Here is a 19,253-nt window from a genome sequence, read left to right as displayed (position 1 = left end):
ACGGTCGTGCCCGGACGGCCGGAACGACCGAGGTGCAGAAGTGGGCGTGGCGTCGCCCGACTAGGCTCGCTGCTATGACTGCAGAGTCCACACCGGGTCTGGGAGCCGCCTACGCCGCCACCGCGAGCGAGGCCTACCGTGCCGCACTGGCGGTGATCGAGTCCGTCGAGCCGCGCATCGCCGATGCCACGCGCAAAGAGCTTGCCGATCAACGGGATTCGCTCAAGCTGATCGCCAGCGAGAACTACGCGTCGCCGGCCGTCCTGCTGACGATGGGCACCTGGTTCTCCGACAAGTACGCCGAGGGCACCGTCGGGCACCGCTTCTACGCCGCCTGCCAGAACGTCGACACCGTCGAGGCGCTGGCCGCCGAGCACGCCCGCGAGCTGTTCGGCGCGCCCTACGCCTACGTCCAGCCGCACTCCGGGATCGACGCGAACCTGGTGGCCTACTGGGCCATCCTGGCCACCCGCGTCGAGGCTCCCGGCCTGGCCGAACTGGGCGCCAAGCACATCAACGACCTCTCCGAGGCCGACTGGGAAGGTCTGCGCGCCAAGCTCGGCAACCAGCGGTTGATGGGCATGTCGCTGGACGCCGGCGGCCACCTCACCCACGGCTTCCGCCCGAACATCTCCGGCAAGATGTTCCACCAGCGTCAGTACGGGACGAATCCGGAAACCGGGTTCATCGACTACGACGCCGTCGCGGCCGCGGTACGCGAGTTCAAGCCGCTGATCCTGGTGGCCGGGTACTCGGCGTATCCGCGCCGGGTGAACTTCGCCAAGATGCGCGAGATCGCCGACGAGGTGGGCGCCACGTTCATGGTCGACATGGCGCACTTCGCCGGCCTGGTGGCCGGCAAGGTCTTCACCGGCGACGAGGACCCCGTGCCGCACGCGCACATCACCACCACGACGACGCACAAGTCACTGCGCGGCCCCCGCGGCGGCCTGATCCTGGCCACCGAGGAATACGCGCCGGCGGTCGACAAGGGCTGCCCGATGGTGCTCGGCGGTCCGCTGTCGCACGTGATGGCCGCGAAGGCCGTCGCGCTCGCCGAGGCGCGGCAGCCCTCGTTCCGCGAGTACGCGCAGGCGGTCGCCGACAACGCCCAGTCCCTGGCCGACGGTTTCGTCAAGCGCGACGCCGGACTGGTCACCGGCGGCACCGACAACCACCTGGTGCTGCTCGACGTGACCTCGTTCGGGCTCACCGGCCGTCAGGCCGAATCGGCGCTGCTGGATTCCGGGATCGTCACCAATCGCAACGCGATCCCGGCCGACCCCAACGGCGCCTGGTACACCAGCGGCATCCGGTTCGGTTCCCCGGCGCTGACGTCCCGGGGATTCGGCGCCGACGATTTCGACCGGGTCGCCGAGCTGGTCGTCGAGGTGCTCAAGAACACCCAGCCTGCGGCGGGTCCGAACGGGCCGTCGAAGGCCAAGTACACACTTGCCGAAGGGACCGCCGAGCGGGTTCACGCCGCGGCGGCTGAGCTGCTCGACGCCAATCCGCTGTACCCGGGACTGACGCTCTAGGCCCGGCCGAAAGTCCTGGACCAGGCACGACGTCCGAAAAACTGGCGGCGTGTCGCCCCAGGAATTTTACGATTCCCACAGAATTGGGTTAATGTAACCGCATGGCACAGAAACCTGTCGCTAATGCGTTGACGCTCGAACTCGAGCCTGTGGTCCTTGAGCAGCTTCGGCGTCATATCGATACCGAGGACCTCTGGTTCGCGCACGACTACGTGCCGTTCGACCAGGGTGAGAACTTCGCGTTCCTCGGCGGACGTGACTGGGAACCGTCGGACGTGACGCTGCCCAAGCACGTCACCGACGCGCTCGAAATTCTGCTGATCACCAAGGACAACCTCGCCGGATTCCACCGCGAGCTCGTCGAGCATTTCCTCCTCGAGGCCAAGTGGGGTCGCTGGATGGGGCGCTGGACCGCCGAGGAGCACCTGCATGCCATCGCGCTGCGCAACTACCTGGTGGTCACCCGTGAGGTCGACCCGTCGGCCAACGAGGACGTGCGGGTCGAGCACGTGATGAAGGGCTACCGCGCCGACAGCTACAGCCAGCTCGAGACGCTGGCGTTCATGGCGCTCTGGGAGCGGGCCCACGCCGTCTTCTGCCGCAACCTGCAGGCGAAGGTCGCCGAGCCCGTGCTGGAGGGCCTGGTCGGTCGCATCGCCCAGGACGAGGAGCGCCACGAGCAGTTCTTCGCCAATCTCATCGCCCACTGCCTGACCTACGCCCGCGACGACACCATCGACGCCATCGCGCAACGGGCCGCGGGCCTCGACGTGGTCGGCGGCGACATCGATGCCTATCAGGACAAGGTGGCCACGGTCGCCGAGGCGGGCATCTTCGGCCGGGATGACCTGAAAACGGTGATCGCCGACCGGATCACTGCGTGGGGGCTGGCCGACGAGCCGCGTCTGCAGCAGTTCATCAGCTCGTAACCCGCGCGCCTTTTCGTCACGGCGCGCCTGCGAGGCACGATCGGCGCACCCGGAGTAGCGTCGATTCCGATGGCTAGCAACATGCTCTGCTGTCCGGGCGGTCCAGATCTTTCTGATCCCGAGAGGACCGGCCCCGGTCCTGAGACCGCTTGTGTGTCCACCGAGAGGTTCGTGTGGGGCCCACATGAACTCGCGCAGCCTCAAGGAGCGCTACGTGACTGATTCGCAGGGCCGGCAGAGCCGGCAATCGGGCCAGAGGCAGACCTACGTGCTCGACACCTCCGTGTTGTTGTCCGATCCCTGGGCCATCACGAGGTTCGCCGAACACGAGGTCGTGGTCCCGCTGGTGGTCATCAGTGAATTGGAGGCCAAACGGCACCATCACGAGCTCGGTTGGTTCGCACGGCAGGCGCTGCGATTGTTCGACGATCTGCGGATCGAACACGGGCGCCTCGATCAACCCATCCCGGTGGGCGACCTGGGCGGCACCATGCAGGTCGAACTCAATCACAGCGATCCGTCGGTGCTGCCCGCCGGCTTCCGCAACGACAGCAACGACGCCCGAATCCTCACTGTCGCAGCCAATCTCGCCGCGGAGGGTAAGCGGGTGACGCTGGTGAGCAAGGACATTCCGCTCCGGGTCAAGGCGGGAGCGGTCGGCCTGCTCGCTGACGAGTACCACGCGCAGGACGTCATCACCTCCGGCTGGACGGGTATGGCCGAGGTGGAGGTGCCCAGCGAGGATATCGACACGCTGTTCGCCGAAGGTGAGATCGACCTGGAAGCTGCCCGAGACCTGCCCTGCCACACCGGTATTCGGCTTCTGGGCAGCAACTCGCACGCTCTGGGTCGAGTCAATCCCGACAAGCGGGTGCAGTTGGTGCGCGGTGACCGCGAAGTGTTCGGCCTCCGGGGAAGGTCAGCCGAACAGAGGGTTGCGCTCGATCTGCTGCTCGACGAGTCCGTCGGCATCGTGTCGCTGGGCGGCAAGGCCGGCACCGGAAAGTCGGCGCTGGCACTGTGTGCGGGTCTTGAGGCGGTGCTGGAGCGGCGCACTCAACGCAAGGTCGTGGTGTTCCGGCCGCTCTACGCCGTCGGCGGACAGGAGCTGGGCTATCTGCCCGGCAGCGAGAGCGAGAAGATGGGGCCGTGGGCCCAGGCCGTCTTCGACACCCTCGAAGGCCTCGCCAGCCCGGCCGTCCTCGAGGAAGTCCTCTCACGCGGGATGCTCGAGGTGCTGCCACTGACCCACATCCGCGGACGCTCACTGCACGATTCGTTCGTGATCGTCGACGAGGCCCAGTCGCTGGAGCGCAACGTGCTGCTGACCGTGCTGTCGCGGCTCGGCGCGGGGTCGCGGGTGGTGCTGACCCACGATGTGGCGCAGCGGGACAACCTGCGCGTCGGACGCCACGACGGCGTCGCGGCAGTGATCGAGAAGCTCAAGGGCCACCCGCTTTTCGCGCACATCACCCTGCTGCGCAGCGAGCGGTCGCCGATCGCCGCGCTGGTCACCGAGATGCTGGAGGAGATCAGCCCCGGCGCCCTGCCCTGATCGCGATTTCGGTGTACTTGGTCAGCGTCAGGTTGACCAAGTACACCGAAAGCGGAGGGGTCGGTAGGCTGCGTGCGTGCGGTGGCGGTGGATGGCGACTCTGCTCGTCGCGGTGCTGACATGCGGCACGCCCGCCGCACCCGCCCACGCGGATATCGTCGACTGCGCGCAGGTCAAATGCGTGGCGCTGACGTTCGACGACGGACCGGGCCCTTTCACCGATCGGCTGCTTCAGGTCCTGCGCGCCGCTGATGCCAGGGCGACGTTCTTCCTGATCGGCGACAAGGTGGCCGCCGACCCTGCCGCCGCCAGACGGATCTCCGACGCCGGCATGGAGATCGGCAACCACACCTGGCAGCATCCCGACATGACGACGCTGCCGCCCGACGAAGTCGCCGACCAGTTCCGTAGGGCCACCGCTGCCATCGAGGCCGCGACGGGCCGACGACCGACGTTGGTGCGCACCGGTTTCGGAGCCGTCAACGACGCCGTGCTGGCCGAGGCGGGCCGGCAGGGATTGGCCGCCGTGAATTGGGACGTCGTCGGATTCGACTGGCAGAACGACACGAACATCGCCGCCACCCGCGCCGTCCTGATGAGCCAGATCGAGCCGAACTCCGTGGTGCTGCTACACGACACCTTCGCGTCGACGGTCGACCTGGTCGAGCAGTTCATCCCCGTGCTCAAGGCCAACGGCTACCACCTGGTGACCGTCTCGCAGATGCTCGGCCCTCGGGCGCCGGGCAGCCTGTACGGCAGCCGCGACAACGGCCCACCGGTCCACGACCTCGTGGAGGTCCCGTAGCCGGCGTGCGGCAGGTCAGCGCTGCCTGCGCCCTTCCACCAGAAACCACCCCGCGGCCGCCGCGCCGGACATCGCCAGCATTCGATCCGCACCTCGGCTGTGCCGAGCCTTGGACAGATCCACCAGCGACGCAAGCCCCAGCATGACGAGGCCGGTCCGCAGGGCGGGCTGACTCGTCGCGGTGGTGACCAGGGCGGTCGAGTTGGCTGTGTGTGCGGGGTCGAGGTGAGCGGACACCGCGCCTCCTGGTTCGAAACGGTGGGAGGACCCGCCGTCGGGCCTGGGCACGACGGCGAGTCCGATGCTCCCGAGATTCTGCGCCTGTCATGACGATTCGTCAGGCTTTTGCCGGATCTCCCCGGCGCGAATTATGGGCTAGGAGTCGCCCGGCTTCACCTTCGCCATCGCCAGCACGTCAAGCCGCTTGTCCAGCTCTTCTTCGGAGAGCTTGTCGCCGATCAGGCCGCGGTCGATGACCGTCTGGCGGATGGTCTTGCGCTCCTTGAGGGCCTCCTTGGCGACCTTGGCGGCCTCCTCGTAGCCGATGGCGGAGTTCAGTGGCGTGACGATCGACGGCGACGACTCGGCCAGCTCACGCAGGTGCTCCTCGTTGGCGACCAGGCCGTCGATGCATTTGGTGGCGAACAGCTTCGACACGTTGGCCAGCAGCGTGAAGGATTCCAGCACGTTGCGCGCCATCATCGGGATGTAGACGTTGAGCTCGAAGGCTCCCGACAGGCCGCCGACGGTCACGGCCGCGTCGTTGCCGATGACCTGCGCGGCCACCTGGGTCACCGCCTCGGGGAGCACCGGGTTGACCTTGCCCGGCATGATCGAGCTGCCCGGCTGCAGGTCGGGCAGCGCCAGCTCGCCCAGGCCGGTCAGGGGGCCCGACCCCATCCAGCGGATGTCGTTGGCGATCTTGGTCAGCGACACGGCGATCGTCTTGAGCGCGCCGGACGCCTCGACGAGGCCGTCGCGCGCCGCCTGGGCTTCGAAAGAGTCCACTGCCGTGCGCAATTCCGCGATCCCGGTCTGGTCGACGAGGACGTCGACCACCTTGGTGCCGAAGCCGTCGGGAGCGTTGAGGCCGGTGCCGACCGCAGTGCCGCCGATGGCCAGCTCACCGAGCCTGGGCAGCGTGGCCTTGACCCTTTCGATCCCGGCCTGGATCTGGCGCGCGTAGCCGCCGAATTCCTGGCCGAGGGTCACCGGGACGGCGTCCATCAGGTGGGTGCGGCCGGACTTCACCGTGGTCCGCCACTGCCGAGCCTTGACCTCCAGCGACTCGTGCAGCACCTCGAGCGCCGGAATCAGATGGCGCACAGCTGCTTCGGTGGCGGCGATGTGGGTGGCGGTGGGGAAGGTGTCGTTCGAGCTCTGCGAGCGGTTCACGTCGTCGTTGGGGTGCACCGTGACGCCATTGGCTGCGGCGATACTCGCAATGACCTCGTTGGCGTTCATGTTCGAGCTGGTGCCCGACCCGGTCTGGAACACGTCGATCGGGAACTGGTCGTCATGCTTGCCGTCGGCGATCTCGGCAGCCGCGGCGATGATGGCGTCCGCCTTCTCGGCGTCCAGAAGGCCGAGGTCCTTGTTCACCTGGGCGCATGCACCCTTGAGCAGGCCGAGCGCGCGGATCTGGGTGCGCTCCAGCGGCCGGAACGAGATCGGGAAGTTCTCCACGGCGCGCTGGGTCTGGGCCCGCCACAGCGCATTCTTGGGCACCCGGACTTCGCCCATGGTGTCGTGCTCGATCCGGAATTCGCCAGCGTCATTCGAAGCAGCGGCGTCGGTGCTCATGTATGTCCTTCTGTGTCGATTGGTTACGGCAGCGGATGGGCGGCGGTCATGTCGCCGAGGAAATCGACCGCCGAGTATTCGTTGAGCTTCGAGAGCCGGTGATAGGCCTCGATCATCCGGACGGTGCCGGACTTGGAACGCATGACGATGGACTGCGTGGTGCATCCGCCGCCGTAGTACTGCACACCCTTGAGCAGGTCGCCGTCGGTGACCCCGGTGGCGGAGAAGAAGACGTTCTCGCCCGAGACCAGGTCCTCGGTGGTCAGCACCCGGTCCAGGTCATGGCCGCGGTCGAGCGCCTTCTGGCGTTCGGTGTCGTCGGTGGGCGCGAGCTGGGCCTGGATCGCTCCGCCCATGCAGCGGATGGCGGCAGCGGTGATGATGCCCTCAGGGGTGCCGCCGATTCCGGCAAGCAGATCGGTCCCCGATCCGGGACGGCAGGCGGCGATCGCGCCGGCGACGTCGCCGTCGGAGATCAGCCGGATGCGGGCCCCCGCCTCGCGGACGTCGGCCACGAGTTGCTCGTGCCGGGGGCGGTCCAGCACACACACCGTCAGGTCGTGGACGGTCAGATTCTTCGCCTTCGCGACGCGGCGGATGTTCTCGCCGATCGGGGCGGTGATGTCGATGACGTCGACGGCGTCGGGCCCGACAGCGATCTTGTTCATGTAGAACACCGCCGACGGATCGAACATCGCGCCGCGCTCGGCCACTGCCAGCACCGAGATGGCGTTGGGCATGCCCTTGCTCATCAGGGTGGTGCCGTCGACGGGGTCGACGGCGAAGTCGCACTCCGGTCCGTCGCCGTTGCCGACCTCTTCGCCGTTGTAGAGCATCGGCGCGTTGTCCTTCTCGCCCTCACCGATGACCACGACACCGCGCATCGAGACCGAGTTCACCAGCTCCCGCATGGCGTCGACGGCGGCGCCGTCGCCGCCTTCCTTGTCGCCACGACCGACCCAGCGGCCCGCCGCCATGGCGCCCGCCTCGGTGACGCGCACGAGCTCGAGCGCGAGATTTCGGTCGGGTGCTTCACGTCGTGACACCGATGGGCCGCTTGCGTGAAGGGGATCCGCAGAAGTCATGCGCAGATTCTCCCATTAGCAGAGTCGTGTTCGGGAGCTGGGATACTGGCTGGCATGACGACGACGCCCGAACCGGGTCACGAGGTCGCAGGCGGCCCGGGCCGTGAGCCCGACGCCGCAGGCCGCGACGCCTCCGACGCGTCGGTCGCCGGCTACGCCGTCCCGGCCGCCAAGCCCGCGAAACCCCGTCTTCTCCAGGACGGCCGCGACATGTTCTGGTCGATGGCTCCGCTCGTGCTGGCCTGCCTGGTCCTCGCCGGAGTGCTCGGGATGTGCTCGTTCGCCCCGACCGGTCCCGGGGCAGGGCCGGTGCCGGAGTACGACGCTCCCGCCGCCCTGCAGGCCGACGCCGACGCGCTCAAGATCCCGATCCGGGTGCCGCAGCTGCCCGACGGCTGGCGCTCCAATTCGGGCAGCCGCAAAGGTATCGAGGGGGGCCGGACCGATCCGGTGACCGGGCAGCCGGTGCGCGCCGTCGGGTCCGTCGTGGGCTACCTGACACCGAGCGGCATGTACCTGAGCCTCACCCAGAGCAATGCCGACGAGGACAAGCTGGTGTCGTCGTTCAGCACCGAGCTGGTGCCCACGGGTACCCAGGACGTCGACGGGACACGGTGGGTGGTCTACGAGGGCGGGGAACGCGACGGCAAGCCCAACGAGCCGGTATGGACCGCGCAGGTCCGCGGCCCGACCGGCCCTGCTCAACTTGCCATCACCGGCGCCGCGGGTACGGATGAGTACCGTACGCTGGCGGCGGCGACGCAAACCCAGACGCCGCTGCCGGTCACGTAACCCCAGGGAGACGCCATGTCCGCTCCGGAATCCGATCTGACCGGGTGGACCGCCGAGGCGTTCACCGCCGCAGGGTTCACCCACGACGTCTACCGCAAGGGTGCCGGTCCCGGGGTGGTGCTTATCCCCGAGATGCCCGGGTTGCATCCCGGCGTGCTGGCTCTCGGTAACCATCTGGTGGACAACGGTTTCACCGTGGCCGCGCCGTCGCTGTTCGGGACCCCCGGTGCGCCCGCGCTGCGTCCCGGCGCCCTCCCGGTGCTGCTGAAGGGCTGCGTGACCAAGGAGTTCGCGGCGTTCGCCACCAACGCCGATCGTCCTGTGGCGCACTACCTTCGGGCGCTCGCACGTGACCTCAACGCCACAACGCCGGGCAAGGGCGTCGGCGTCATCGGCCAGTGCTTCACCGGCGGCTTCGCGCTCGCCGCGGCGGTCGACGAGAGCGTCCTCGCCCCCGTGATGAGCCAGCCGTCGCTTCCGCTGCCGCTGACGCCGAAACAGCGCCGCGACCCCGGACTGTCCGAGGGTGAGCTGCGGATCATCGAGCGGCGCGCCGCCGACGAGGGCCTGTGTGCAATGGGTCTGCGATTCAGCGAGGACGCGATGTCGCCGGGGGAGCGCTTCACCACGCTGAAGGCGCGGCTCGGCGACGCCTTCGAGGTCATCGAGATCAATTCGAAGAAGGGCAACCCGGACGGGATCAGCCGGTCCGCCCATTCCGTGCTCACCGATCAGGTGCGCGAGATCGACGGGAACCCCGCTTACGAGGCGCGCAAGCGTGTCGTCGAGTTCCTGAAGGAGCGGCTGGTCTGATCAGGCCGGGGCGGCCGCCGGTTCGGCGTCGGCCTCTGGGTCCGGTTCGGTGCGGGTCGCGGCCTTGCCGGGCAGGATCCGGCGCCACCACGGCGTCTGCCGCTCGGCGTCGTCGTCGGAGCGGTCGGCCGCGGTACCGGTGAGCGAGTCCGTCGACGCGTCCTTGTAGACCACCAGGTACACGCTGATCGTCGTGACGATGATGATCATCAGCACCGGCCCGAGCACGATCCCCCAGAACCCGAACATCTTCAGGCCGGCGAACACGGCCAGCAGCATCAGTGCCGGGTGCAGGTGTGCGCTTCTGGGGACGAGGAACGGCCGCAGGATGTTGTCGATGCTCGTGACGACGATGACGTGGAACGCCACCACGAAGATGCCGCCGCCCACATTGCCGAAGACGGCCATCGCGATGCCGATGGGGATGGTCACGATGCCGCTGCCGAGCGGGATGAAGGACAGGGCGGTCAGGAAGATGACGAGCATGAAGAACCCGTCGTGGAAGCCGGCGATGTAGATCGAGATCGCGCCGGCGACGCCCTGGAACGAGGCGATGATGAACTGGCCCCGCACCGTCGCCGACACCATCGCCCCGACCTTGGCCAGATAGATGTCGGAGACCTTTTCCCCCAACGGATTCAGGTCACGGAACAGGGATACGACACTGTCGCCGTTGGTGAGCAGCGCGATGAACACGTACAGGAAGATGACCAGCGCCGTGACGGTCGAGGCGATGCCGCCCACCGAGTCGCGGGCGAACTCCAGCGCGAACTGGCCGGCGCCCTGCCCGAGCTTGGTCGCGGCGTCACGGACGGAATCCGGCGTCAGCGTGGTGTCGATGAACGGGACTCGGGCCAGCAGCTGGTTGATCGACGCCAACAGTCGCTCGGCAAGGGCGGTGAAGTCGGTCTGCTCCACCCAGTGACTCACGCTGGTCACCATCTGACTGATCTGCAGGAAGGCCAGAAAGATCACGCCCGCCAGCGGGAGCGCCACCGTGGCGACCGCGGCGAACAGCGTCACCGTCGCGGACAGCCCGACGTTCATCCTCGCGCGTAGGCGTTGATAGAGCGGCCGGAACAGATACGCCAGCACCGCGGCGATGGCGATCAGCAGCAGATAGCTGCGCAGGAAATAGGCTCCGACGCCGAGGGCGACCACCGTCAGCACGGCCAGGGCACGCTTCTGGGTGAGGGTGAAGTCGTCCTTCATCGCCCGCCTTTCGGCCCTCCCGCCACTGCCGAAGCAAACCCTATCCCGTGTCGACGGTGCCCGGCGGTGATCCGGCGACCTGGCGCGAGCGCTGATCGCCGACGAAGCGCATGGCCAGCCGGTTCATCAGCGTCGGAGCCGCCCTGGCCAGCAGCCACTGGGCATGGGCCACAGACGGTTTGACCAGGATCGCCTTGTTCTTCTCGATGGCGCGCAGCGTGTCACGGGCCAGTCGGTCGGCGTCGTAGGGTTTCCCGCCCTGGGCTTGCAGGAAGTAATCCCGGCCGACGAAACCGCCGACCGAACCCTTGTCCAGGATCGGGGTCTCCACGGCGGCGGGGCACACCACCAGCACACCGACCCCGCGCGGGACCGCTTCGGACCGCAACGCCATCGACATTCCGACGACGGCGTGCTTGGTCGCCACGTAGCTGGTGACCTGGCCCGCTGCGGTGAGGCCGGCCATCGACGCGGTGTTGACGATGTGACCGTGGCCCTGCCGCAGCATCTGCGGGTAGGCCGCCGCGACGCCGTGCACGACCCCGCGGATGTTGATGTCGATGATCGCGTTCCACTGGTCGAGGGTCAGCAGTTCGGTGTCACCGCCCCAGACGATTCCGGCGTTGTTGAACAGCAGGTCGAGTCGCCCCGATCGGGCGACGACGTCGTCCACGGTCGACTGCACGGCAGCGCTGTCGGTGACGTCCAGACGCGCGGCCCTGGCCCGTGGCCCCAGGGTCGAGACGACGTCCCCGGCGGCGCGCTCGTCGATGTCGGTGCAGAGGACGTGCGCGCCCGCGAGGTCCAGCGCGCGGCACAGCGCGGCACCGATCCCGGACCCACCCCCGGTCACGATCGCGTGCTTGCCGGCAAAGCTCATGAGGACTGTTCCATCAGCCGCATGACGTGCCCCATGACATCGGGATAGCGCTTCAGGTGTGCGCCGCCATTGATGTCGAGCACCTCACCGGTGAGCCATGACGATCCCGGAGAGCACAGGTACACAACGGCATTGGCGATGTCCTCGGGGGTACCGGCACGGCCGAGCGCGGTGTTGTCGACGTAGTCCTCGACGACGCCGGGAACCGACGCCGCGGCTGCGGTGAGCGGCGTGTGCACGAAGCCGGGAGCCACCGCGTTGACCCGGATACCGCGCGGTCCCATCTCGAGTGCCGCGACCTGGGTCAGCATCGACAGACCGGCCTTGGCGGCGCAGTACGCGCTCATCCCTGCCGCGGGTTGCCTGCCGTTGAGCGAGCTGATCTGGACCAGGGAACCGCCGTCCCGCAGGTGCCTGCCCGCGTGCTTGGCGACGATCATCGCGCCGTTGAGGCATACGTCGATGACGGCGCGGAAGTCGGCGACCGGCATCTCGGTGATCAGACCGACATTGCTGAAGCCGGCGCAGTTCACCGCGATGTCGAGCGGGCCGACGCCGTCGAACAGTCGCTGCACCGAGTCTTCGTCGGTGACGTCGACCACCGCGTGCGCGGCACCCAACTCGGCGGCGCGGTCGCGGGCGCCGTCGGCGTTGAGGTCGGCGACGACCACCCGGCATCCCTCGGCCGCCAAGGCCCGGGCGGTGGCCCACCCGATGCCGGAGGCGCCGCCGATGACCACGGCCGTTCGGTCTGCTCTCGACACCGGCTCGCTACCGTTGCTCATTCAGTGGACCCTCCGACGGTGAATTAGAACGTGTTCTAACGTCACACTCGGGGGTGGAAAGCGCAATACCGAATGGCAGACTCGCTGGTGTGACCGAATTCAAGAGATCCGAGTTCGTTTTCGTGTCTGTGCCGCCCGACGAGCTCTACACGCTGGTATCGGATGTGACCAGGACGGGCGAGTGGAGCCCCGTCTGCCGGGCCTGCTGGTGGGACGACGGTGACGGACCGAGGGTCGGTGCCTGGTTCACCGGTCGCAACGAGACGCCCGAGCGGACCTGGGAAACCCGCAGCCGGGTGGTCGCCGCGGACCCGGGGCGGGAGTTCGCCTGGGAGGTCAACGACGGCTGGGTGCACTGGGGATACTCGCTGGCGCCGCAGGGGTCGGGCACCCAGCTCACCGAATCGTGGGAGTTCCTCCCCAAGGGCATCGCCGGGTTCCACGAGCGGTTCGGGGACGCCGCCGAGGCCGAGATCGAGAAGCGCAGCGAGGCCGCGCGGCTCGGTATCCCCGCCACGCTTGCGGCGATCAAGAAGACGGCCGAAAGCGCCTGACGCACAAGCGGTTACTGCAGGTGGGTCTTCGCCTCGTCGTAGCCACCGGTCGGGGCATCCGTGTCGCGTGTGTAGATGAGGTGAAGGACGCCGGTCTCGAATACGTTGGACCGCAGCAACGTCAGGGGAATCGGCTCGCCCTCGTCGAAAAGCCGCTCACCGCTGCGCACCGCGATCGGGTGCACCAGAAGGTGGAGTTCGTCCAGCAGCCCGGCGGTCAGCAACTGCCGGACGATCGACACCGATCCGCTCATCGCGATGTCATTGCCGGGCTGGTGCTTCAACGCGGTGACACCGTCGACGAGTTCGCCGGTCAACTGTTCGGAGTTGCGCCACGAGAACCGCAGCGCCTGGCGGGACACCACGATCTTGCGGGCGTCACCGATGATCTTCGCGAACGCGGCGTCGTCTCCACCTTCGGCCTCGCGGTCCGGCCAGGCGCCGGCGAAGCTGTCGTAGGTGACGCGACCAAGCAGCAGGGTGTCGGCCGCGCCGAGTTGAGCTGACACGGCCTGACCCATCTCGTCGTTGAAATACGGGAGGTGCCATTCGGGGTCCTCGGTGACACCGTCGAGCGAGATGAACAGGCTTGCGGTGATCTTTCGCAACGGAAACTCCTTGAGGTGGTGGGTCAGGCGTATGGACCGGCGGAGTGGCGAAAGTTCATCGAGCGCCGGTTTCAGCAAACCGAAGTTGGTACGCCTCTTGTGTATTAGCCTCGATATTCTTCTCGGAAGGGGCGTTTCAGGCAGGACGGAGCAACAAATGCCGTGGTAGAGCGGACTAGTGACAGACGGTGGCGTTGGGCATGGCCGTGGCTGTGGCCGCCCGTCGTGGTGACCGTCGGGCTCGCCGTGCTGCTGATCGTCGACGACGGCCGTCCGGTCGTGCCCGTCATCGACGATCTCACCATTCTCGGTTTGTCGACGTACACCGCCGCGTGTGCCGCGCTCGCCGCCCGGTCAGCGGCGGGACGCATCCGTATCGCCTGGGCGACGATGGCCGTGGCGGTGGGCGCATGGGCGGTGGCCGATCTCATCTGGTTCGTCTGCGAATACGTGCTGTACGTCGCGCCGTTCCCGTCGCCCGCGGATCTCTTCTACCTCGCCTCTACGGTGCTGGCCGTTCCCGCCGTGCTGGCGATGGCGCCGTTCAGCGACGGATCGAAGCGGCAGACACAACTGCGTATCGCCCTCGACGGAATCACTGTGGCGCTGTGCACGTTTCTGCTCGCCTGGCTTCTGGCGCTCAACCACGTCTACGACACCTATCGCGACGACAAATTCGCCATGGGGCTCGCCCTGCTGTATCCCACTGCCGACATGGTGGTTCTGGCGGTGGCTGTGGCGGTTCTGGCGCGGGTGGAGGCGCGCCAGCGAGGGGTCGTGGGACTGCTGGTCGTCGCGTTCGTCATGATGACGATCACCGACAGCGCCTTCGCGTACGCCGTGGCCGAGGGCAGCTACGACGAGGCCAGTCTCATCGACATCGGCTGGGCGGTGTCTCTTGTCCTGATCTGCGCGGCAGCGCTGATGAGCAGGCGGATGCCACCGCCGCGCACCCAGACCCGGTCGGCGCCGTCCAACACCGCGCTGTGGGCACCCTACGTTCCGCTACTGCTGGCGGGCACGATCGGACCGCCGGTGATCATGGCCGGGCTCGAGCAGTTCGTGATACCGGTGATCGTCGTCGCGGTCTGTCTCAGGCAGGCGGTGGCGGCCTGGGAAAATCGTGAATGGCAGCGGGCCGCCGATGAGCGGGCCCTGCGAGATCCGTTGACCGGCCTGGCGAACCAGAACTTGTTCGGTGATCGGCTGAGGCACGCGATGATGCTGCGGACGCCGTACGACCGCCCAGTGATGGTGGTGGAGCTCGACCTCGACGACTTCAAGTTCGTCAACGACAGCGTGGGGCATCCGGCGGCCGACGAGTTGTTGAAGCACGCCGGGGAAAGGATCACGGCGTGCGTACGGCCCGGCGACACCGTCGGCAGGCTCGGGGGAGACGAGTTCGGCTTGCTGATGGAGGGGGACCCCGACGATTCCCGTCGGGTTCTTGAGCGGGTGGTCGCCACGTTCGACGAACCTTTCACCGTGGACGGACAAGAGGTGTCGATCCGGGTCAGCGTCGGGGTCGCGGTGGCGTCACCGGCGGATCTCGACGTCACGGCCGAGACCCTGGTGAAGCGCGCCGAAATGGCCGTGCATGCTGCAAAGCGGTCGCGGTCGGTGCGAATTCGAACGTTCGATGCCGAGATCGCCTCCGCGGAGACCGATGCCGTCGACACAGCGGACGTCGGCACCGGCAGGGTGCCGACAGCGGGTGCCGCCAAAGTGCGGCTGCTGGGCGAACTGCGCCGCGCCATCGACAACGGCGATCTACGCCTGGTCTATCAACCCAAGGTCGATCTGCACACGGGGCGCGTAGTCGGGGTGGAGGGACTGCTGCGCTGGCCGCACCCGCACCTGGGTCTGCTGAGTCCGGACGCGTTCATGCCGCTGATCCGCGAGCACCGATTGATGCAGCCGGTGACCGACCTGGTGATCGTCAAGGTTCTCGACGACGCCGCGCGGTGGGCTGCGGCAGGGGTGCAGATGCCCGTTGCCATCAACCTGTTCGCACCCTCGCTGCATGACACCCGGCTCCCCGCCGCGCTCAGGGCAGCTAGCGACGCCCGGCGCCTGCCGCCCGATCTGCTGACCGTGGAAATCACCGAGGATCTCGTCCTCGACGATCTCGATCTGGTCATCGGGGTACTGGCACAGCTGCGTGAACATGAGATACGGGTCGCCATCGACGATTTCGGCAGCGGATACTCGGCGCTGTCCTACCTGCGCGATCTCGTGATCGACGAGATCAAGCTCGACCGTCCCTTCATCGCATCGGTGACCACCGACCACCGCGCCGCCGCGGTGGTCCGTGCGGTGATCGACCTGTCGCACGGCCTCGGGATGACGGTTGTCGCCGAGGGGATCGAGGATTCCGCGACGGCCTGCTGGCTTCGCGACACCGGCTGCGACGTCGGCCAGGGCTACCTGTTCGGCAGACCGATCGAGGCCGCCGCGGTGCCCGAGTTGGCGACCGTGGTGTCGATCGTCTAGTGCGTGACGCAGCGGAAGCCGATGTGGCTCATCCCGGTATCCACCATCTGCGGCCGGCGGGCAGCGGGTCGGTAGCGCATGCAGTAGCTGTCCGCGCACAGGAACGAACCGCCCTTGACGACCTTGCGGGGAATCGCGAACTGCGGCTGAGAAGGGTCGTAACTGTCTGCGGCGCAACAGGGTTGATCGGTCCGGGTCGGTCCGTACCAGTCGACGGTCCATTCCCAGACATTGCCGGCCATGTCGAACAGGCCGTAGCCGTTGGGTGGAAAGCTGCCCACAGGTGCCGTCTGGCCGTAGCCGGTGTCGGGTAGATACGGGAACTCGCCGTGCCAGTAGTTGGCCAGCCTGCTCCCTGCGGGTTCGGGCTCGTCGCCCCACGTGTAAACGGCGCCGACCAGCCCACCCCGGGCTGCGACCTCCCATTCGGCTTCGGTAGGTAGCTCGTGGCCGGCCCACTGAGCGAACTCCGCGGCATCCTCGAAGGCCACGTGCACCACCGGATGATTCCGGCGGTTCCGCAGCGTCGACCGTGGCCCGCGGGGATGATCCCAGCAGGCACCCGGCGTCCACGCCCACCACTGGCTGAGGTGGCGCAGATCTACCGGACCGGCGGTGCGCCGGAACACCATGGAACCGGGCTGCAGGTTCTCCGGCGGGGCGCCGGGGTAGTCCTCGGCGCGCAGCGGGCGCTCGGCGACGGTGACATAGCCTGTGGCCGAGATGAATTCGGCGAACTCCGCGTTGGTCACCTGATACTTCTGAATCCCGAAGCCGTCTACCGTGACCTCACGGGCCGGGCCCTCTTCCGGGTAGTCGTTGTCGGCCCCGACCACGGTAGTCTGGGCCGGGATCCACGCGAACCTGTCAGTCACTGAAGACGGTCACCCAGTCGTTCTTCATGCTCACCACGCTCCAGCCGAACTCGCCTGCATGCTGCAGTGCGCGTTCGGCGCCTGCGAGATAGTCGAATTCGCGTTCGGCGTCGTCGTGGCGGACCAGCAACCGCAGGGCAGCCTGGCCGGGGCGGCCGGAGTACATCAGCATCTCGTCGTCACCGTTGGAGTTTCCCGCGGACAGGATCGGTCGGCGACCGATACGATTCCAGATACGCACGGGCTTCTCCGGGCCGTCGTCGAAGACGTCGAGTGCCGGCTGGATCAGCAGATCGCCGTGGCCGTCCCTGCCGTCGAACTTCAGGCCCTGGGAGCTGCCGACAACACGCTCCGGCGGAATGCCGTAGATGGTCCCGGTGATCGGTCGCATGAAGTCACGTCCGCCGCCGGAGACGATGTAGCAGACGAAGTGATGCGCTTCCAGGTACCGCATCAGGTCCACCATGGGTGTGTATACGCAGCTCAGATATGGCCTGCCCAGCGTGGGATGGGCAGCCTCGGTGAAGAAGGCGTTCACCAGCCCCGCATGGTCTTCCACGCGCATCGACTGGTGTAACGACATCACCGCGCCGGCAAGAACTTTCAGGTCGGAGTCATCACCTTGGTAGTGCTTGGTGATGGCGCCGCCGAACCAGTTCAGGTCACCTGCGACCGCCGCGCGGTAAGGTTGCTGCGCCGCGAGTGCGGTGTCGGTGGCGGCCTTGGCGACCAGTCGGCGGACGATGAAGTCGAGCTGGATGTACATCGGCTTCTCGCACCACAGCGTGCCGTCGTTGTCGAAGACCGCCACACGCTCCTCGGGCGCGACGAAATCGGGGCCGTCGCCGGTGACACGGTCCACGAAGTCGACGATCGCCGACTTCGTGGGGCCGTCGTTCCAGGTGTCGAGCATCTAGTCCTTCGCCAGGAACTCGTGCAGCTTTTCCAACGCTTGGTCGATGGTGAAACTCGCCGGTGGGTGTCGCGGGGGAAACTCCTTGAAGGATTCCAGGAACTGCGTGACGATCACGCTGGCGTAGAAGACGAGGAAGGCGCGTCGGATCATCCAGTCGTAGTAGGTGTTCGACGTGATGTCGGCCCGTTCGAACGGATCGGTGCGCAGGTTGAACAGCTTGGGTACCCGCAGCGGTGTGAACGGCTCGGCCCACACCGCGAGTGTGCCCTGGCAGCGCTGCTCCTGGAAGACCACCTTCCAGTTGTCGAACCGCAACCCGAGTACATCGCCGTCGTCGGAGAAGTAGATGAATCCCTGACGTGGACTCTTCTCGTCGGCTCCGGTCAGGTAGGGGAGCAGGTTGAAGCCGTCGATGTGCACCTTGTATTCGGTGTCACCGTCGGCACCGGCCTTGTGCCCCTTCTTCAGTTTCTCGACGATGTCGGGGTCACCGGCTGCGGCGAGAAATGTCGGCAGCCAATCATGATGCTGCACAATCTCGTTCGAAATCGAACCGGGCGCGATTTTACCCGGCCAGCGGATCATCTCGGGCACCCGGAAGGCGCCCTCCCAGTTGGTGTTCTTCTCGCTGCGGAAGGGTGTCGTGGCGCCGTCGGGCCAGGTGTTGGCGTGCGGACCGTTGTCCGTGGAGTAGATGACGATCGTGTCGTCGGCTATTCCGAGTTCGTCGACGGCATCCAGAATCTGACCGACGTTGCGGTCATGGTCAATCATCGTGTCGTGGTAGGGCGACTGCCAGCGCCCGGCCTGTCCGATGCTCTCCGCCTTCGTATGGGTGAACACGTGCATGTGCGTCATGTTCATCCACACGAAGAATGGCGTGCCGTCGTCGACCTTGCGTCTGATGAAGTCGACGCACGCTTCGGTCGTCTCGTCGTCGATCGTCTCCATCCGCTTCCTGTTCAGCGGTCCGGTGTCCTCGATCCGTTGCTTGCCCACAGGGCCCCACCGGGGATCGTCCGGCTCGTCCGAGACGTCGTCGGTTGCCCAGCTTCGGATCACGCCACGCGGACGCGCCGCTGCGTACATGCGCGGGAACTGATCTTCGGACGGGTAGTCGGGGTTCTCGGGTTCTTCCTCGGCGTTGAGGTGGTAGAGGTTGCCGAAGAACTCGTCGAACCCGTGGACCGTCGGTAGATGTTTGTTGCGGTCGCCGAAGTGGTTCTTGCCGAACTGGCCCGTGGCGTAGCCGAGCGGCTTGAGAAGCTCGGCGATGGTGGGATCGTCAGCGGCCCAACCGATGTCAGAACCCGGCACCCCGACTTTGCTCATTCCGGTGCGGTAGACACTTTGACCACTGATGAATGCGGCACGACCCGCAGTACAACTTTGCTCACCGTACGAGTCGGTGAAACGCATACCCTCTTGGGCAATTCGATCGATGTTCGGGGTGCGATAGCCCATGAGTCCGTCGCTGTAGCAGCTGAGATTGGTGATTCCGATGTCGTCACCCCAGATGACGAGAATGTTGGGCTTTCCGTCCGGCATTGCGACTCCTCTACCCGTTCGACCTGAGCCCGACCCTAGGTCGTCGACGGATGCCGGTCAGC

General features: G+C 67.0%; 18 protein-coding genes. 8 read left to right on the top strand and 10 right to left on the bottom strand.

The features are described from left to right. Nucleotides 1–74: 74 nt before the first annotated feature. The 4 genes from EL337_RS21790 (at nucleotide 75) to EL337_RS21775 (ending at nucleotide 4,827) form a co-directional block, all read left to right on the top strand. Complete coding sequence (locus EL337_RS21790) at nucleotides 75–1,538, top strand: glycine hydroxymethyltransferase (protein ID WP_048635214.1); 1,464 nt, start codon at nucleotides 75–77, stop codon at nucleotides 1,536–1,538. Between the two features lie 101 nt (nucleotides 1,539–1,639). Then, nucleotides 1,640–2,467: an acyl-ACP desaturase gene (locus tag EL337_RS21785; RefSeq protein ID WP_048635213.1), complete on the top strand. Its 828-nt coding sequence runs from the start codon at nucleotides 1,640–1,642 to the stop codon at nucleotides 2,465–2,467. A gap of 184 nt (nucleotides 2,468–2,651) precedes the next feature. After that, nucleotides 2,652–4,022: an RNA 5'-3' helicase PhoH2 gene (locus EL337_RS21780; protein WP_232786920.1), complete on the top strand. Its 1,371-nt coding sequence runs from the start codon at nucleotides 2,652–2,654 to the stop codon at nucleotides 4,020–4,022. 91 nt (nucleotides 4,023–4,113) lie between these two features. Next, nucleotides 4,114–4,827 carry a polysaccharide deacetylase family protein gene (locus tag EL337_RS21775; RefSeq protein WP_083443282.1) on the top strand — a complete coding sequence of 238 codons (714 nt, stop codon included), beginning with the start codon at nucleotides 4,114–4,116 and terminating at the stop codon, nucleotides 4,825–4,827. 15 nt (nucleotides 4,828–4,842) lie between these two features. Here the strand turns inward: EL337_RS21775 and EL337_RS21770 are convergent, their stop codons facing one another. The 3 genes from EL337_RS21770 to glpX form a co-directional block, all read right to left on the bottom strand. Continuing rightward, the gene (locus tag EL337_RS21770; RefSeq protein ID WP_048635211.1) at nucleotides 4,843–5,064 is read right to left on the bottom strand and encodes a hypothetical protein; all 222 of its coding nucleotides are present in this window, start codon (nucleotides 5,062–5,064) and stop codon (nucleotides 4,843–4,845) included. A gap of 138 nt (nucleotides 5,065–5,202) precedes the next feature. Continuing rightward, nucleotides 5,203–6,630, bottom strand: coding sequence for a class II fumarate hydratase (locus EL337_RS21765; protein WP_048635210.1), 1,428 nt, complete (start codon nucleotides 6,628–6,630; stop codon nucleotides 5,203–5,205). Nucleotides 6,631–6,653: 23 nt separating this feature from the next. Further along, nucleotides 6,654–7,715 carry a class II fructose-bisphosphatase gene (gene glpX / locus EL337_RS21760; protein ID WP_048635209.1) on the bottom strand — a complete coding sequence of 354 codons (1,062 nt, stop codon included), beginning with the start codon at nucleotides 7,713–7,715 and terminating at the stop codon, nucleotides 6,654–6,656. Nucleotides 7,716–7,769: 54 nt separating this feature from the next. On the opposite strand from glpX, the gene EL337_RS21755 reads away from it, so the two are divergent. Together EL337_RS21755 and EL337_RS21750 are read left to right on the top strand one after the other, a co-directional pair. Beyond that, on the top strand, nucleotides 7,770–8,507 hold the full coding sequence (locus EL337_RS21755; protein ID WP_048635208.1) for a DUF4245 domain-containing protein: 738 nt from the start codon (nucleotides 7,770–7,772) through the stop codon (nucleotides 8,505–8,507). A gap of 15 nt (nucleotides 8,508–8,522) precedes the next feature. Then, complete coding sequence (locus tag EL337_RS21750) at nucleotides 8,523–9,320, top strand: dienelactone hydrolase family protein (RefSeq protein WP_048635207.1); 798 nt, start codon at nucleotides 8,523–8,525, stop codon at nucleotides 9,318–9,320. On the opposite strand, the gene EL337_RS21745 is transcribed toward EL337_RS21750, so the two are convergent. Genes EL337_RS21745 through EL337_RS21735 form a run of 3 tightly spaced genes read right to left on the bottom strand, consistent with a single transcriptional unit; the run spans nucleotide 9,321 to nucleotide 12,197 of the window. Continuing rightward, on the bottom strand, nucleotides 9,321–10,532 hold the full coding sequence (locus EL337_RS21745) for an AI-2E family transporter (RefSeq protein ID WP_048635206.1): 1,212 nt from the start codon (nucleotides 10,530–10,532) through the stop codon (nucleotides 9,321–9,323). A 40-nt stretch (nucleotides 10,533–10,572) separates the two neighbouring features. Beyond that, complete coding sequence (locus tag EL337_RS21740; protein WP_048635205.1) at nucleotides 10,573–11,412, bottom strand: SDR family NAD(P)-dependent oxidoreductase; 840 nt, start codon at nucleotides 11,410–11,412, stop codon at nucleotides 10,573–10,575. Next, nucleotides 11,409–12,197 carry an SDR family NAD(P)-dependent oxidoreductase gene (locus EL337_RS21735; protein ID WP_048635204.1) on the bottom strand — a complete coding sequence of 263 codons (789 nt, stop codon included), beginning with the start codon at nucleotides 12,195–12,197 and terminating at the stop codon, nucleotides 11,409–11,411. The genes EL337_RS21740 and EL337_RS21735 overlap by 4 nt, the downstream gene beginning before the upstream one ends. Nucleotides 12,198–12,286: 89 nt before the next feature. Between EL337_RS21735 and EL337_RS21730 the strand changes: the two genes are divergently transcribed. Continuing rightward, complete coding sequence (locus EL337_RS21730) at nucleotides 12,287–12,751, top strand: SRPBCC family protein (RefSeq protein ID WP_048635203.1); 465 nt, start codon at nucleotides 12,287–12,289, stop codon at nucleotides 12,749–12,751. Between the two features lie 11 nt (nucleotides 12,752–12,762). On the opposite strand, the gene EL337_RS21725 is transcribed toward EL337_RS21730, so the two are convergent. After that, on the bottom strand, nucleotides 12,763–13,359 hold the full coding sequence (locus EL337_RS21725) for a dihydrofolate reductase family protein (RefSeq protein ID WP_048635255.1): 597 nt from the start codon (nucleotides 13,357–13,359) through the stop codon (nucleotides 12,763–12,765). Between the two features lie 162 nt (nucleotides 13,360–13,521). Here EL337_RS21725 and EL337_RS21720 point away from each other — a divergent pair, with 162 nt between their 5' ends. Next, nucleotides 13,522–15,852: a putative bifunctional diguanylate cyclase/phosphodiesterase gene (locus EL337_RS21720; RefSeq protein WP_053086874.1), complete on the top strand. Its 2,331-nt coding sequence runs from the start codon at nucleotides 13,522–13,524 to the stop codon at nucleotides 15,850–15,852. Here EL337_RS21720 and EL337_RS21715 read toward each other — a convergent pair. The 3 genes from EL337_RS21715 to EL337_RS21705 are packed head-to-tail and all read right to left on the bottom strand — an operon-like array spanning nucleotide 15,849 to nucleotide 19,191. Then, nucleotides 15,849–16,727: a formylglycine-generating enzyme family protein gene (locus EL337_RS21715; RefSeq protein ID WP_048635202.1), complete on the bottom strand. Its 879-nt coding sequence runs from the start codon at nucleotides 16,725–16,727 to the stop codon at nucleotides 15,849–15,851. The two genes, EL337_RS21720 and EL337_RS21715, sit on opposite strands and share 4 nt — an antisense overlap. Beyond that, entirely contained in the window at nucleotides 16,720–17,640 is a 921-nt protein-coding gene (locus EL337_RS21710; protein ID WP_048635201.1) for an HAD family hydrolase, read from the bottom strand. The genes EL337_RS21715 and EL337_RS21710 overlap by 8 nt, the downstream gene beginning before the upstream one ends. Further along, complete coding sequence (locus EL337_RS21705; RefSeq protein ID WP_048635200.1) at nucleotides 17,641–19,191, bottom strand: arylsulfatase; 1,551 nt, start codon at nucleotides 19,189–19,191, stop codon at nucleotides 17,641–17,643. Nucleotides 19,192–19,253 lie beyond the last annotated feature (62 nt).

Origin of the sequence: Mycolicibacterium aurum (assembly GCF_900637195.1) — a bacterium.
GTDB classification, from domain to species: Bacteria; Actinomycetota; Actinomycetes; order Mycobacteriales; family Mycobacteriaceae; genus Mycobacterium; species Mycobacterium aurum.
Note: the sequence above shows the minus strand (reverse complement) of the source record. Positions and strands in the feature narration are given on the sequence as shown.

Excerpts from the sequence above, each read along its gene's own strand:
- EL337_RS21790 (WP_048635214.1), top strand. The coding sequence starts at position 75 with ATGACTGCAGAGTCCACACCGGGTCTGGGAGCCGCCTACGCCGCCACC.
- EL337_RS21785 (WP_048635213.1), top strand. The coding sequence starts at position 1,640 with ATGGCACAGAAACCTGTCGCTAATGCGTTGACGCTCGAACTCGAGCCT.
- EL337_RS21780 (WP_232786920.1), top strand. The coding sequence starts at position 2,652 with ATGAACTCGCGCAGCCTCAAGGAGCGCTACGTGACTGATTCGCAGGGC.
- EL337_RS21775 (WP_083443282.1), top strand. The coding sequence starts at position 4,114 with ATGGCGACTCTGCTCGTCGCGGTGCTGACATGCGGCACGCCCGCCGCA.
- EL337_RS21765 (WP_048635210.1), bottom strand. The coding sequence starts at position 6,630 with ATGAGCACCGACGCCGCTGCTTCGAATGACGCTGGCGAATTCCGGATC.
- glpX (WP_048635209.1), bottom strand. The coding sequence starts at position 7,715 with ATGACTTCTGCGGATCCCCTTCACGCAAGCGGCCCATCGGTGTCACGA.
- EL337_RS21755 (WP_048635208.1), top strand. The coding sequence starts at position 7,770 with ATGACGACGACGCCCGAACCGGGTCACGAGGTCGCAGGCGGCCCGGGC.
- EL337_RS21750 (WP_048635207.1), top strand. The coding sequence starts at position 8,523 with ATGTCCGCTCCGGAATCCGATCTGACCGGGTGGACCGCCGAGGCGTTC.
- EL337_RS21745 (WP_048635206.1), bottom strand. The coding sequence starts at position 10,532 with ATGAAGGACGACTTCACCCTCACCCAGAAGCGTGCCCTGGCCGTGCTG.
- EL337_RS21740 (WP_048635205.1), bottom strand. The coding sequence starts at position 11,412 with ATGAGCTTTGCCGGCAAGCACGCGATCGTGACCGGGGGTGGGTCCGGG.
- EL337_RS21735 (WP_048635204.1), bottom strand. The coding sequence starts at position 12,197 with ATGAGCAACGGTAGCGAGCCGGTGTCGAGAGCAGACCGAACGGCCGTG.
- EL337_RS21710 (WP_048635201.1), bottom strand. The coding sequence starts at position 17,640 with ATGCTCGACACCTGGAACGACGGCCCCACGAAGTCGGCGATCGTCGAC.
- EL337_RS21705 (WP_048635200.1), bottom strand. The coding sequence starts at position 19,191 with ATGCCGGACGGAAAGCCCAACATTCTCGTCATCTGGGGTGACGACATC.